The organism is Cutibacterium avidum 44067 (genome assembly GCF_000367205.1).
Taxonomy (GTDB): Bacteria; Actinomycetota; Actinomycetes; order Propionibacteriales; family Propionibacteriaceae; genus Cutibacterium; species Cutibacterium avidum.
This window is the reverse complement of record NC_021064.1, coordinates 307,657-322,219: the sequence shown is the minus strand read 5'-3', so window position 1 is coordinate 322,219 and position 14,563 is coordinate 307,657. Positions and strand designations below refer to the sequence as shown.

At 60.7% G+C, this 14,563-nt stretch carries 11 protein-coding genes and 1 pseudogene; 10 read left to right on the top strand and 2 right to left on the bottom strand.

The features are described from left to right. Positions 1-38: 38 nt before the first annotated feature. The 7 genes from PALO_RS01440 to PALO_RS01410 all read left to right on the top strand — a co-directional run bounded on the left by PALO_RS01440 (position 39) and on the right by PALO_RS01410 (position 10,130). On the top strand, positions 39-1,991 hold the full coding sequence (locus tag PALO_RS01440) for a 2-oxoacid:acceptor oxidoreductase subunit alpha (RefSeq protein WP_036976243.1): 1,953 nt from the start codon (positions 39-41) through the stop codon (positions 1,989-1,991). 1 nt (position 1,992) lies between these two features. Continuing rightward, positions 1,993-3,078 (top strand): 2-oxoacid:ferredoxin oxidoreductase subunit beta, encoded by a 1,086-nt coding sequence (locus PALO_RS01435; protein WP_004809101.1) that lies wholly within the window; start codon positions 1,993-1,995, stop codon positions 3,076-3,078. Positions 3,079-3,466: 388 nt separating this feature from the next. Further along, positions 3,467-5,605 carry a PKD domain-containing protein gene (locus PALO_RS01430; RefSeq protein WP_041710194.1) on the top strand — a complete coding sequence of 713 codons (2,139 nt, stop codon included), beginning with the start codon at positions 3,467-3,469 and terminating at the stop codon, positions 5,603-5,605. Further along, complete coding sequence (locus PALO_RS01425) at positions 5,602-6,165, top strand: hypothetical protein (protein ID WP_004809104.1); 564 nt, start codon at positions 5,602-5,604, stop codon at positions 6,163-6,165. The genes PALO_RS01430 and PALO_RS01425 overlap by 4 nt, the downstream gene beginning before the upstream one ends. Before the next feature lie 158 nt (positions 6,166-6,323). Beyond that, the gene (locus tag PALO_RS01420; RefSeq protein ID WP_004809105.1) at positions 6,324-6,908 is read left to right on the top strand and encodes a hypothetical protein; all 585 of its coding nucleotides are present in this window, start codon (positions 6,324-6,326) and stop codon (positions 6,906-6,908) included. A 45-nt stretch (positions 6,909-6,953) separates the two neighbouring features. Further along, the gene (locus PALO_RS01415) at positions 6,954-7,511 is read left to right on the top strand and encodes a hypothetical protein (RefSeq protein WP_004809106.1); all 558 of its coding nucleotides are present in this window, start codon (positions 6,954-6,956) and stop codon (positions 7,509-7,511) included. A 645-nt stretch (positions 7,512-8,156) separates the two neighbouring features. Next, a complete protein-coding gene (locus PALO_RS01410) occupies positions 8,157-10,130 on the top strand; it encodes a M13 family metallopeptidase (RefSeq protein ID WP_004809108.1) in 1,974 nt (657 codons plus the stop codon). A gap of 161 nt (positions 10,131-10,291) precedes the next feature. Here PALO_RS01410 and PALO_RS01405 read toward each other — a convergent pair whose 3' ends face one another. Beyond that, positions 10,292-11,224 (bottom strand): hypothetical protein, encoded by a 933-nt coding sequence (locus PALO_RS01405; RefSeq protein ID WP_002522014.1) that lies wholly within the window; start codon positions 11,222-11,224, stop codon positions 10,292-10,294. 159 nt (positions 11,225-11,383) lie between these two features. Between PALO_RS01405 and PALO_RS01400 the strand changes: the two are divergent. Continuing rightward, a pseudogene (locus PALO_RS01400) lies at positions 11,384-11,803 on the top strand (hypothetical protein); the annotation flags it as partial. 6 nt (positions 11,804-11,809) lie between these two features. Here the strand turns inward: PALO_RS01400 and PALO_RS01395 are convergent. After that, positions 11,810-13,117 (bottom strand): ISL3 family transposase, encoded by a 1,308-nt coding sequence (locus PALO_RS01395; protein WP_015582132.1) that lies wholly within the window; start codon positions 13,115-13,117, stop codon positions 11,810-11,812. A gap of 305 nt (positions 13,118-13,422) precedes the next feature. Here PALO_RS01395 and PALO_RS01390 point away from each other — a divergent pair, with 305 nt between their 5' ends. Both PALO_RS01390 and PALO_RS01385 read left to right on the top strand, forming a co-directional pair. Continuing rightward, complete coding sequence (locus PALO_RS01390; protein ID WP_004809110.1) at positions 13,423-13,665, top strand: hypothetical protein; 243 nt, start codon at positions 13,423-13,425, stop codon at positions 13,663-13,665. Further along, positions 13,665-14,507: an ABC transporter ATP-binding protein gene (locus tag PALO_RS01385; protein WP_016666142.1), complete on the top strand. Its 843-nt coding sequence runs from the start codon at positions 13,665-13,667 to the stop codon at positions 14,505-14,507. The genes PALO_RS01390 and PALO_RS01385 overlap by 1 nt, the downstream gene beginning before the upstream one ends. Positions 14,508-14,563 lie beyond the last annotated feature (56 nt).

Genomic DNA, 14,563 nt, shown 5'->3' with positions numbered 1-14,563 from the left:
TCCGGACGCGCCTCGCGGGTACGACCATTCGCCACCACGTGACACGTCCCCACCGGAGTCCCGCGACGAGAAAAGAGGTCAGAGTGCCTTCCACCGACACGGCACATCACACCACTGACGAGCGAGAGGTCCAGTCCCTCGACCGAGTCGTCATTCGATTCGCCGGCGATTCCGGCGACGGCATGCAGTTGACCGGTGACCGCTTCACCGCTGAGTCCGCCATCCATGGCAATGACGTCTCCACCCTGCCGAACTTCCCTGCCGAGATTCGTGCTCCCCAAGGCACCATCCCCGGCGTCTCGAGCTTCCAGGTGCATTTCGCCAATTACGACATCGCCACCCCAGGCGACCAGCCCGACGTCCTGGTGACCATGAACCCGGCTGCCCTGGCTGCCAACCTCGGCGATCTTCGCCGCGGCGGCCTCATCGTCCTTGATTCCGCCGAGTTCACCGCGAAGAACTTGAAGAAGGTCGGATACGCCGAGGATCCGCGTCACGACGGCACCCTGGAGTCCTACCAGGTCGTCGAGCTGGACCTCACCGGTCTGGCCGTGGCCGCCGTCGAGCCCTTCAGCCTGGGCCGCAAGAACTCCGAACGAGCCAAGAACATGTTCGCCCTGGGGCTGCTGACCTGGCTGTACGGGCGTCCGCTCGGCCCCTCCGAGAAGTTCCTGGCCGGCAAGTTCGCCTCCAAGCCGGAGATTCGCGATGCCAACATCGCCGCCCTCAAGGCCGGGCATGCCTACGGCGAGACCTGCGAGCTGTTCCGGGTCCGCTACGAGGTGGCCCCGGCACCGATGCCCGAGGGCACCTACCGCCAGATCACCGGCAACCTCGCCACCGCCTACGGCCTCATCACCGGTGCCAACCGGGCCGGGTTGCAGCTCTTCCTGGGCTCATACCCCATCACTCCGGCCTCCGACATCCTGCACGAGCTGTCCAAGCGCAAGTCCCACAACGTCGTCACCTTCCAGGCTGAGGACGAGATCGCTGGTGTCAGCTCCGCCATCGGCGCCTCCTTCTCGGGTTCCCTGGGCGTGACGACGACCTCCGGACCTGGTATGAGCCTCAAGTCCGAGGCCATCGGCCTGGCCGTCATGACCGAGCTGCCGCTCGTCGTCGTCGACGTGCAGCGTGCCGGCCCGTCGACCGGAATGCCGACCAAGCCTGAGCAGGCTGACCTGCTGCAGGCGATGTTCGGCCGCAACGGTGAGTCCCCCGTCCCCGTGCTCGCGGCCAAGTCCCCGTCGGACTGCTTCGACACCGCTCTGGAGGCTTGCCGGGTGGCCGTGACCTACCGCACCCCGGTCATCATGCTGTCCGACGGCTACCTCGGCAACGGCGCGGAGCCGTGGAAGGTGCCGGACCTCGACGAGATCCCGCGCATCGACCCGAACTTTGCCACCGAGCCCAACTCCTCCGCTGCCGACGGCTCACCGCGATTCATGCCGTACCACCGCGACTCGGAGACCCTGGCCCGTCCGTGGGCCTTGCCCGGGACCAAGGGTCTGGAGCATCGCATCGGCGGTCTGGAGAAGTCGGCTCGCACCGGCGCCATCTCCTACGACCCGTCCAACCACGAGGACATGGTCACCACCCGAGCCGCCAAGGTGAAGGGCATCTCCAAGACCATTCCGCCGACCGTCGTCGACGATCCGTCCGGTGACGCTGACGTCCTGGTGCTGGGTTGGGGTTCCACCTACGGTCCGATCACCGCTGCGGTGCGTCGAGTCCGTGCTCGTGGCCTGTCCATCGCTCAGGCCCACGTGCGTCACCTCAACCCACTGCCGGAGGACCTGGGCGACCTGCTGCATCGTTACCGCCGAGTGGTCGTCCCCGAGATGAACACCGGCCAGTTCGCGATGTTGTTGCGTTCGAGGTATCTCGTCGACGTCAAGACGATCTCGCGGGTGCGCGGGCTACCGATCTCCCCGGTCGACCTGTGTGAGGAACTGTGCCAGTACTGCAACGGCGAGACCGAGGAGGCCTGAGATGACTGACATCACCACCGAGGATCGTCCCGCCGGACTTGCCGGTGTGCCGCTGGCGATCGAGCCGCTGAAGCGTCGTGACTTCGCCTCCGACCAGGAGGTGCGCTGGTGCCCCGGCTGTGGCGACTACGCGATTCTGTCCACCTTCCAGGGTGTGCTGCCGGATCTGGGCATCGCCAAGGAGAACGCCGTTGTCATCTCGGGTATCGGTTGCTCCTCGCGCTTCCCGTACTACATGAACACCTATGGCATGCACTCCATCCACGGCCGTGCCCCGGCCATCGCGACGGGGGTGGCAGTGTCTCGCCCGGATCTGGCCGTTTTCGTCATCACTGGGGACGGTGACGCTCTGTCCATCGGCGGCAACCACCTCATCCATGCCATGCGCCGCAACGTCAACCTGACGATCCTCATGTTCAACAACCGAATCTATGGACTGACGAAGGGGCAGTACTCCCCCACCTCGGAGGCTGGGAAGGTCACCAAGTCCTCCCCGATGGGTTCGATTGACGCCCCGTTCAACCCGCTGGCCGTGGCCCTGGGTGCCGGGTGCTCCTTCGTGGCTCGAGCCGTCGACTCCGACCGCAAGCACCTCGCCCAGGTACTCACCGCGGCCGCCAAACACCGCGGTACCTCCTTCGTCGAGATGTATCAGAACTGCCCGATCTTCAACGACGGTGCTTTCGACGACTACAAGGGTCCGGAGGCCAGCCAGCACCTCATCCGTCTGGCCGACGGCGAGCCCGTTCTCGTCGGGGCCGATGGTTCTCGCGGCGTGGTGCGCGACCCCGTCAGTGGCGAGTTGACGGTGGCTGACGTCGCCGAGGTGGGTATGGACCACGTGCTCGTCCACGACTCCCACCGTGCTGACCCGTCGCTGGCCTTCGAACTTGCTCACCTGGATGACGGCGTCATCGTCAGCCAGACCCCGGTCGGAATCTTCCGCGACGTCGAGCGCCCCACCTATGACGACCAGGCTCGTGCCCAAGTGAAGCTGGCTTCCGGGGATGCGACCGACCCTGGCTCCCGTAACGCCGCGCTGCAACAGCTGCTACTCGGCAGCGACACCTGGCAGGTTCAAGGCTGAAACTTCCGAGACCAGAAATGTGTCTTGATCCCAAAGCCTCCTGGCGTCGGCACGTGCTGTGTCGTGTGTGTTCCTAGAGCTTGGGGTGTACTGTGTTCGCCGTCAGCCCAATGGATGGGTTGATGCCCAGGTGATGTGGGGAAGTCGGTGGGAATCCGGCTCTGTCCCGCAACCGTGACCACATCCGGTGTGTGGAAGTCGGAGTACCAGATCACCGTGGAGATTGGTTTCTGGTTCCGTCGAGGGTTACGGATCGTCACCGACGCTTGCTACGCCTGTGCTGCCCGCGGCTCCTCTCGGAACGCTCCAAGATTGAGGAGTAGCCATGGCAGTAGGAGCAAGGACGACGTGCAAGCGTGTGGTGGGCCCGGTGGTGGCCGCTGCACTGATGGTAGGCGCAGTGGGGGTGACGGCGGCCCCCGCCCAGGCAGCTCAGACGTCTGGGCCCGCCGATTATGCCTCCCAAGCCCAGCAGGCGGCCGACTACATCGATAGTCACCAGGCCGATCTGACCAAGGGCAAGTTGGGTCCGCAGTTGGATGGGGCTCTGGCGTTGGTGGCGGCTGGCAGGAAGGATTCGCCTACCATCGCCAAGGTCAAGGACACCATCAAGGCTCAGGGGCCGAGTTACTGCACCGCGAAGAATGTGGGTGGGTGTGCGAAGGTGACGATCACTCTGCTGGCTCTTGGTGAGTCGACCACCTATGGCGGAGTTGACTATGCCAAACCGGTGACCAAGGCGTCCCAGTTCGAGGAGTATGCGACGAATCAGGCGTTGGACATGATTGCCCTGGAGCGGTTGGGCAAACCGATCCCCAAGGCGCTGTTGGACAAGGTGACCAAGTATGCGACCACGACTCCCCAGTGGGATGATCCGGACACCGATGGTCTCACGCTCACGGCCCTGTCTCATGTGGAGTCTCCGGACAAGCAGAAGGCTGTCACGAGTCTTGTCAAGCGTCTCGACGCCGACAAGCAGGATGGTGCCTGGGGCTCCAAGGGCAAGGGCCCGAATGTGAACACCACCGCGTGGGTGGCTGCTGGTCTGGACCGGGCTGGAGATGCGGATCACAAGGCGCAGGCTGTGGCCGGCCAGAAGTGGCTCGTGAAGCAGCAGCAGACCGACGGCTCGTTCACGGGGTCCGTGAAGACTCCCGCAGGGAAGATGATGGCGACGATACAGGCGATACCGGTGTTGCGTGGTCTGCAGTCCTTCGACAACATCGGGACCCATCAGCCCCGTAGGCTGGTGACAATGACCGTCCTGGGCGACTCGTACTCGGCAGGCAACGGAACCCTGAAAGATGGGTATCCAGCCGATGGGTCATATCGCAGCCCCAAGAACTACGGTTCGGTACTCACCGGCATGCTCAACCAGAAAAGCACGGACACAACCTACCAACTCGACGTGAAAGCCTGGAGCGGCGCCCAGATCGCCACCGGAGACCACAACATCATCAGCCAGGCCGATACCATGAATCCCCACACCGGCGTGATCCTCATGACCGCCGGAGGCAACGACCTCAACTTCGCTGACGTCGTCGAAAACTGCTTTGCAGAAATAGCATGGTCAGCAAAAAAGTGCAGCGGGACGGTTGACGCAGCACGCAAGAAGACTGATGCCACGATGACGAACACGGTGACATTGCTGTCACATATCCAGCACCGACTGGCGGATCCGGCTCACACCCGTGTCATCCTGATCGGCTACCCCTACCTCATCCCGGCTGCCGAGGACGTTCCTGGCACGGGCATACCGGCGACCCGTGTCCGGGCCGCCGAGGACGAGTTCCGCGCCCGGCAGGCCGCCACCATCAAGGCCTGGAACACGTCTCATGGCCTCAAAGTGACCTACGCCCCCACCACCAGCCTGTTCAACACCCATGAGCCAGAACCGTCCTTCATTGATCTTGATTTACACAATCCTTATCGCTGGATCAACGAGTTCCATGAGACTGCCGGCGATGAGGGGTGGACCGGGAAGACCTGGTCACTTCCAAGTTGGGATCAGAATAATTGGTATCATCCGAATGTGATTGGCCATGAGCAGATTGCCGGGATGGTGCGTCCCTTGGTCAAACCGCCGAGGATGTATGGCCTGTCTGCCGGTGTCTCGCAGGTGGCGCCGGTGCCTGGGGTGCGGATGCGCGCCGACGTCATCGGGCAAAACCTGGTACGTGCAGGTGAACCCCTCGAATTGGACGCCTCCTCGTCCTACACCTCGATCGGACGCATCCACCGCTGGCAATGGGACCTTGACGGGGACGGCCACTACGAAATCGACAGTGCCACACCTAGGATCACCCGCACCCTAAAGCAGCTGGGAAAGTATCGGGCACACCTACACATCACCGATGGCACGGGCACCAGTGACACCCTCACCTTCCCCATCCACGTCACCCGAGACGGCGACGGCGTGCCCGACAACCAAGACAACTGCCCCACCATCGCCAACCAAGACCAGACCGACACCGACCACAACGGTGTAGGAGACGCCTGCGACCCCCACACCAAGGCACCACGATGACCACCCACAACAACACACCCAAGGACCAGTACCACCGCGCACCCCTCAACGGCCTCATCATCGGCACCATCGTCGGAGCCGTCTGGGCACTCGTGATTTTGGGATTCCTCATAACTCCGCCCCTAGCAAAACAAGACATTAAATCCTTTCCGCCCCAATTCATCATGTCCTTTGTTTTCCCTGTGACGGGGTGGCTCGCCGGACTGTGGGAACAAGCCGCTGTCGACTGCAACGATTCAACGAAGCAAAAGCATAGAGTCAAGGCTACCATCGCTACCATATTCGCCCTCAATGGTGTACTTATGGCTTCCATTGAGCGCTTCTTGTCAACTCTGAGGTTCATTAGCGGCGAAGAAACCATTATATATTACCTCATTCTACTATCGGTGTTCTCCTTGGGAGGATGGACCCTTGGCGCGACAAGAATTACCCTCAGGGAGAATGACAATCACTTTCTTGCCAAGATAATCATAGCCACACTGATCGCACTATACGCATCCTTGGCAGTCTCCTTTTATGTATTCAATATCATAGAGGTGTGTTTTTTCTTTGGGACTTGAATGGTTCATATCATTGCTCTGAAGCGTTAGAAGACGTGACCTGCGGTCATTATCCATCACCGATGACAGTGGAGCTACCCCTAGATAGTCCTCCTATCGCCAAACCACAAATACTAAATTAGGACTTAGACGCCGCCAGCGCCTATAGAAAGGCAACGATGGGCATCCACGACAACACGACCACGAACAAGGATCAGTACCGTCGCGCACCCCTCAACGGCCTCATCATCGGCACCATCGTCGGAGCCGCTTGGGCGATTGAGTTTTTACTACCTTTCTTATTTCCGATGGGCAGGTATTCGCGGAACATCAAAATGGCTTTTATTGCCCTAGCATTACCTGTGCTTGGATGGATAACTGGCTTGTGGGGCAGGACAGCCTACAGTTGCACGACCTCAGTAAAAAAGAAACGTAGAGTCAAGACGACCGGCATCATTATGACAACCACCATCGGGGTACTTATGTCCATCACTTATTACAGTCTTGTTGCGGGCATAGGAATTTTGGAGGTACCAGATCATGCCACTTTCAGTTGCAAAGCTTTTGTTATGTTCCTGGCTCCCTTGATCGTGTTTCCCATTACCGGATGGGGGCTCAGTATTGCTAGAATTAATACTCCAAGTGATCGCCACTCGGTAATCTCAAAAATGAGCGCCTGGGTTGCTCTTGGTCTATATCTTTCTACAGCAGCTTGGTTCGCAATCAGCTTATTTTTAAATACATTATTCTTTTTTGAGTTCTAAATACACTCCCACGACGCGCTACTCGTCTGACGTTAAGGCACCACGATGACCACCCACAAAGACACAACTGAACAGCAGTACCACCGCGCACCTCTCAACGGCCTCATCATCGGCACCACCGTTGGAGCCGCCTGGGATACGGTATTCGTGATGTCCTACGTCAATTCCCAAGAGGCGATCGACCCCAAAGAGTATCCGTCTTTATTTACCATGTCGTTCATTTTCCCTCTGGTTGGGTGGCCCACAGGATTGCGGGAACGGAAGATGTACACGTGCGATAACCCGGAGAAACGGAGGCTCAAAACCAAAATCATAGGTGCTGCCATGGCGACTTTCACTGGCATACTCATGTTCTCGACCGAATTCTTCCTGTTTGCAGATCATATATCTCTTAGCAGTGCAGAAGCAGCAATACACTCACTTTCGTTAGCAGTGTTTCCTTGTGCTGGACTGGCTCTCAGCGATATCGGAATCAGACTCAAGAACAGCGAAGTCCCTTTTATTCTTAGCATGAGCATTGCTTCAGTGGTCACGCTTTTCATAACCGTGGCAGCCTGGGTCTATTTATACTCAGTTATGATGATCTTTTTCTTTGGACTCTGATGGTTTGTACTGTTTGAGTGGCGACATTGGCGAGTGTGGAATTGCTGCCACCCTCCATGCATCCATGTTACGCAACTAGGTCGTCCGTCATCCTTCGTAAATACACGGGGCAACCATGACTATTCACGACAACACGACTAGGGAACAGCACCGCCGCGCGCCCCTCAACGGCCTCGCCATCGGCGCCATCGTTGGAGTGCTCTGGGCGGTTGAGTTTTGACTACCTTTCCTATTTTCGATGGGCGGGTATTCGCGGAACATCAAAATGGCTTTTATTGCCCTGCCGTTACCTGTACTTGGGTGGATAACTGGCTTGTGGGGCAGAACAGCCTGCAATAGCACAACTCCGGCGAAAAAGAAACGCAGAGTCAAGACGGCCGGCATCGCCATGGCAACCACCATCTCTGGACCATTGACATCCACCCCACAAGCGCAACTGGCAAGACTCGTTGACAGCGCAAACGCATCACCTACCAATGATGGCAACGCTGCACTGGCAGCTCTCCTTACCGGAACCGACACCTGGCAGGCCCAGGGATGACACCCAGTTGATGTCCTAGTCACGTACGACCAACATCTACAATCGGCGGGCTACATTGAGACGATGGCCGTACCACCGTCGTGAAGCCTTATAGGCTGGGCCCCATGACCGCCACCTTCGAGGACCGTGATCCTTCCGTCCGTCCAGCCGACGACCTCTTCCGCCACGTCAACGGCACCTGGATATCCCAGGCCGTCATCCCCGACGACCGCTCCGGTGACGGCCCATTCTACCAGCTCGACGACGAGTCCCGCGAGGCCGTCCACCGGATCCTCGAGGACCTGTCGTCCGGGAAGGGCGAGGACATCCGCGACAAGGCCACCGCGCACGAGGTGGAGGTCGCCGTCGAGCTCTACCGCCGTTACATGGACGTCGACGTCGTCGAGAAGGCTGGTGCCGAGCCACTGCGTCCCTTCTTCGAGGAAATCGACGGCATATCCAGCGTCGTCGACCTGGTGACCTTCCTCGGCAAGGCCGAACGCCGGGGCATTACGGGACTCTTCGACGTCGCCGACGAGTCCGACCCCGGCGACCCCACCCGCGAGGTGCTGTGGATCGGCCAGGGTGGCATCGGTCTGCCTGACGAGGCCTACTACCGCGACGAGGACAAGGCCGAGATCCGCGACGCCTATGTGCGTCACGTCCAGGCTTCCTTCGAGCTGGCCGGCATTCCTGACGGCGAGCAGGCTGCCCGCACCGTCATGGACTTGGAGACCGAAATCGCTTCCCACCACTGGGATCGAGTGCGCTGCCGCGACCTGCAAGCATCCTACAACCCGACCACCTTCGCCGACCTCGACGAGGCCCACCCAGGTCTGCACCTGGAGGTCTGGCGCAGCAACGCCGACATCCCGATGAAGGTCGTCACGAACCTCATCAACTCCGAGCCGTCTTTCTTCGACGGCGTCGAGACCCTACTCACCGACGAGCGCATCGACCAGTGGCGCACCTGGGCCAAGTGGCAGGTCATTCGCTCCTACTCCGAGGTCCTCAGCTCTGATTTCGTCGAGCGCGACTTCGACTTCTACGACCGCACCCTCAACGGCACTCCGACCCTGCGTCCGCGTTGGAAGCGGGCGGTCGACTTCGTGCAGTCGGCGATGGGGGAAGCCATCGGCAAGATGTACGTAGCCCGCTACTTCCCGCCGGCCTCTAAGCAGCGGATGGACGAGCTTGTCACCAACATCCTGGCCGCCTATCGACAGTCCATCACCCAGCTGGATTGGATGGGTGAGGACACCCGCAAGGAGGCTTTAGAAAAACTCGCGAACTTCCGCACGAAAATCGGCTACCCCGATTCGTGGCGTGACTTCTCCGGTCTGCAAGTTGGCCCGGGCAACCTCGTCGACGCCGTCCAAGAGGTCATCTCCTTCGTCGTCGACCACACCGTCGAGAAGCTCGGCAAGCCGGTTGACCCCGACGAATGGATGATGTTCCCGCAGACGGTCAACGCCTACTATCACCCGTTGCGCAACGAGATCGTCTTCCCGGCGGCGATACTGCAGCCGCCGTTTTTCAACCCGGATGTCGACGACGCCGTCAACTACGGCGGTATCGGCACCGTCATTGGTCACGAGATCGGTCACGGTTTCGACGACCAGGGTTCAACCTGCGATGGGAAGGGTCTGCTGCGTGACTGGTGGACTGCTGACGATCGCGCGGCCTTCGAGGAGCGCACCAAAGGTCTCATCGCCCAGTACAACGAATTGGTCCCCAAGCAGCTCGGCCCCGACGGCCCGCATGTCAACGGCGAGTTGACCATCGGAGAGAACATCGGCGACCTCGGCGGCGCCGGCATCGCCTTCAAGGCCCTTCAGATCTCCTTCGACGGGAACGAGCCCGAACCCGTTGCCAGACTGACCTGGCAGCAGAGGTTCTTCCTGTCCTACGCCTCGATCTGGCGCGGGGTCATCCGAGACGAGGCCGCTCGACGTCGGATCGCCACGGACCCCCACTCGCCCAACGAGTTCCGCTGCAACCAGATCGTCCGCAATATCGACGCCTTCCACGAAGCCTTCGGCGTGAGCGAGGATGACCCGATGTGGCTCGATCCCGAGAAGAGAGTCGCCATCTGGTGATGACGATCCCCCCGAGTTCCACGAACCCGGGGGCATTCTTCATGTCGATGCCACTGCTCACGCAGCAACTCACAGGGCTTATGTGACCTCACCGAGGCAATGGTGCGCGGCAGGCACCCAACGGCCAGCCCGGGCCGAATAGTCGAACGGGAATGCCTTGATCACCACGCCCAGTTCCCTGAGTACCTCAACAGGTACGCCGATTCGATACTGCACTTGTCCTTGACCGGCTTTCCATTGCGAATGAGCGCCGGACCAAGGTCCTTCCTCGGACATGGCGCATCCGCGAGACTGTCGCCGATGCGTTGCAACTGGGAACGAGACAATGTAGAGACGGTATTCGCCGCCGACAAGGCCATCGCGATAGTCGTACTCGGGCCACTGTAGGTCTCGAGATGGCGCAAATACCCGTCCGAGATCGACTCCCACCCCCATTTCTCGGCGTCCTTAGCATTGCTGAATAGGTCGGCACTGGCCAGCGCCTGCATCGCCCACCGAGCCTCCTCGGAAGAAGTCGTCTTGACCTTCCACGGTGTGAGGCACAACCCGTCGTTGGACAGGCCGATCTCCCGCCTCATCGTCGCGATGGGCAGATCCGTCATCACCGTCTTTCTCGTGATGCAGCCCTTCGGCAGGCGGGTACGTTTGTCGACCTCTGATCTCTCCTTGTCGGACAACGCGTTGAGGGTTTTCAGGGATGACGCCGCCATGAGTTGGGTGACGTGGGCCTGCCGACTGTCTCCACCATTCACCAAATACGGGCGCAAAGCCGCGACCAGATGATCATGAGCGTAGCCATCGTCGTCGGGTAGATCGTGACCGTCGATGAGCCGGAGGTACTCATATGTGCTCTTGAGCGTCCCGTTGACTGACGAATTCGCCGGCTCGCGAATGAGGGAGTTGGAGGGGCTGAGGACCGTCCCGAGGTTATCGACAACGGGCGCCTGCGCATCATCAGCGCACGCAGTAGGCAGGAGAAGCAAGATGGCTGCCACCCCCGCCAAGAATCGTTGAAAAGACATACTGCGTACAATATGACACAATCGGCTTACCTCGACGATCACGACAGCGTCACCGGTGAACGAGCTTGTCATGCCGACGTTGACACTGGGCTGACAGCTGTGTCCCGATGTGCCGAGGTCAACAGAAAAATCGACACCCCGCAGACTGTGACCCGTTGAGGAGTTATCCTGCGGTCAGCTGCGGCCACGGCAAAACCGCGCGACACGATATTCGGTATCAGGGAAGATCACGTCATGCCAGCAACCGCCACCTATGCGACCCTGGAACTATCCCACCGGTGCTGTGACCTCGCGCTCGCCCGAACCCCGTTTCGTCGCGCCCGTCAACCAATCCTTGCAGTGGTGTTCTTCCTCATCGTCCTCGCATTGTGGCAGTCGATGCCCACCATGCTAGCTGCCATCACCTCCTCCCCAGAACCGTTCACCGTCTGGCCCCTCGTCTTCCACGACATCAATCTGTATTACGGCGCTCCAGCAACCACAGGTTGTTTCCTCGCTCTGATCGTGGTGAGTCTCCTGCCGGTCATGGTCTTGCCGACATCACCGTTAGACATACGGCACCGCTTCGTTATGCTTCCCGTCGTCGGCCTCAATGCGTCCTTCTTCAATACGGCGCCCCAGTTCAGGGCTCTCTTCCGCAGCCGGTACACCGGCTCTTCAGGATCCAGGGTGTAGTCGGGGTCTGAATCCTCCGGTCTCCAGGAGGGATCTGGTGATGTAGTGGGTGAGGTTCCGGAAGCCCAGGGCGATGCCGCGGAGGTGTTCGAGTCTGCCGTTGATGGCCTCACTAGGGCCGTTCGAGGTCCCCGGGTGGTCGAAGTAGGTCAGGATGTCGGCGGCCCGTTTCTTCAAGGTGTGGCCCAGGGTGGCCACTTCGGGCAGTGCGGCGGGGACTTTGGTGGCGATCGCGTCGATCAGGTGGGCCATGATCGCCCGACCCTCGGCACGGTTTTCGGCGCGGTAGGCGGCCACGACCTCCTGGTAGACGGCCCAGGTCACCTGGACCGGGGCGTGGGCGTCATCGGCGAGCACAGCGTCGAGGCGGGCGGCCTGCCGGTCGGTGAGCAGGTCCCGGCCCGTGTGCAGGGTCAGCCTGACCCCGAACAGGGGGTCGCCCCTGCGGCCCCGATGGCCCGTGGTGTCCTGCTGGACGCGTTGGCGGGTGACATCGAGCTGGTCGCCGGCGAGCTGGACGACGTGGAAGGGGTCCATCACCTCGACCGCGGCTGGCAGTTCCTCGGCGGCTGCGGTCTTGAAGCCGGTGAACCCGTCCATGGCCACCACCTCGATGCGGTCGCGCCAGGCCTGGTCACGGCCGGCCAGCCAGGTTTTGAAGACCTTCTTGGAGCGGCCCGCCACCATGTCGAGCAGCCGGGAGGCCCCGGTGCCGTCGCGTAGCGGTGTCAGGTCGATGATCACGGTGACGTACTTGTCGCCGCCTCTGGTGTGGCGCCACACGTGCTCGTCGACCCCGATGACCTCCACGCCGTCGAAGCGGTGCGGGTCGTCGATGAGCCGACGGGTGCCCTCGGCCAGCACCGCATCATTGGCGGTGGTCCAGTCCACGCCCAGGGATGCGGCGATCCTCGAGACCGGCAGATGATCGAGTACCAGGCCCTCCAGTGCCCAGGCCAGCCCACCCCGCGACAGTTTCGCCCTCGCCTGGGCGGCAGCACTGGTGTCCTGGCGCCATACCCGCCCGCAGCCGGTGCACCGGTACCGGCGCACCCGCACAGCCAGGATCGTGGGCCGGTGCCCGAAAGGAGTATGGGCCAGGCGCCTGACCACCGTGTCACGAGGGATCCCCTGGCATCCGCACCGGTGGCACCACTCGTCGGTCTCGACGACCCGGCAGGCCAGGACCGCCTCCTCGGCACTGATCAGCTGACCGGTGACCTCCAGACCGAGTTCATCGAGACGGGCAAATGTGGTCAGGTCAGGAGCGCCGAAGGTAGCGTGGTTCATGGAGGACCTTGCGATTCACGAGGACAGATCTAGACACTCCGATCCTCGCGCAGGGTCCTCCCTCCACGCACCCCAGCCCCACAGGGCAACTACAGCAGACTCTCACACAGTCCAGCCACAACTACACCCTCAATCCTGAAGAGCCCTGAAAATGATCTAACAGGATTGTTTAAATGTGGCGAAGTTAACAGAAATACGCCAAAAAGGCACTCAACCTGTGACCCAGGTACGAGTTAACCTGTGATTAGCTGCGGCCGCGGCGAGAATCAAGAGACGTTTTCGACATCAGAAAAGAGAGTCACGTCATGCTCGAATCACAATCCCTTGCCTTACAGTCAACCTCAGAGATCCTGAAGAACAAGTTCGATTCCGCTCTCATCCGTCACGATGCCTGGTGGCTGGTGTTCATCGCTGTGATCATCGGTCTGGGAGCAACGATTCTCGCCGGTATGGCTGTCTGGTGCGTCGTCAACCAGCACGGCAAGTTCACCGGCCACTGGAAGTGGGTGAAGTCCGGCGTCTCCGTGTCCATGGAGTGTGTACGCTGATGCGTCCATCCCATGATGTTGGCCGGCTCTCCTCCTCGCGAGGGGGGCCGGCCCCCACGGGGGCATCGTTGGCCGAGGAACAATCCTCTTCCCACGGGCCCGCCATCGAGATTGAGAACCTAGATTTTCAATACTCCGATCGCCCGGTTCTCAACAACGTCAATATCTCAGTACCCCAAGGGGCCTGCCTCGCGGTGATCGGCCCGAATGGATCTGGAAAGTCCACGCTGTGCAAGATTCTGCAGGGGATCCTCACTCCCCCGAAGACAGCGACAACCCGAATCCTCGGCCACCCCTGCGGTTCCCAAGAAGCGTGCCGGGCAATCTCTTACTGCGCCGACAACGATCACTTACCGCAGTTCCTCACCGGGGCGGAGTTCATCTCGTACTGTCTGTCCCTGCGATCTCCAGCCCCCCTCAAGAACCGAGACCTACGTGAGGCGACCGCTGATATTTTCGAACGTCTGGGGATGGCTGGCCGTCACAACGACCTCATGGAGAGTTACTCCCACGGCATGCTCAAGAAGGCCCAGATCGCGGCGGCTCTTTTGGCGCACTCACCTGTGATCATCAGTGACGAGTCGCTCAACGGTATTGACATCGAGGCCCAGATGACGATCGAGGATGCCCTCCTCGACCACATCCGGCAAGGTGGCACCCAGATCATCTGCAGCCACGATTTCGCCATGTTGGACCGCTGCGCTACCCATGTCGCCATGCTTGACTACGGAAACCTCGTCGAGTTCTCCACCGTCGACCAATTGCGCGCCCGACATGCCACCATCCGCGATCTCATCGTCGGGTACATGGGGCTGGAAGGCGACGGCGATGGTCGCGACTGACACCGCCAGGGTGGCCCAGGCGGACGAGGCTTCAACGGATCGACCCACCGTCGCAC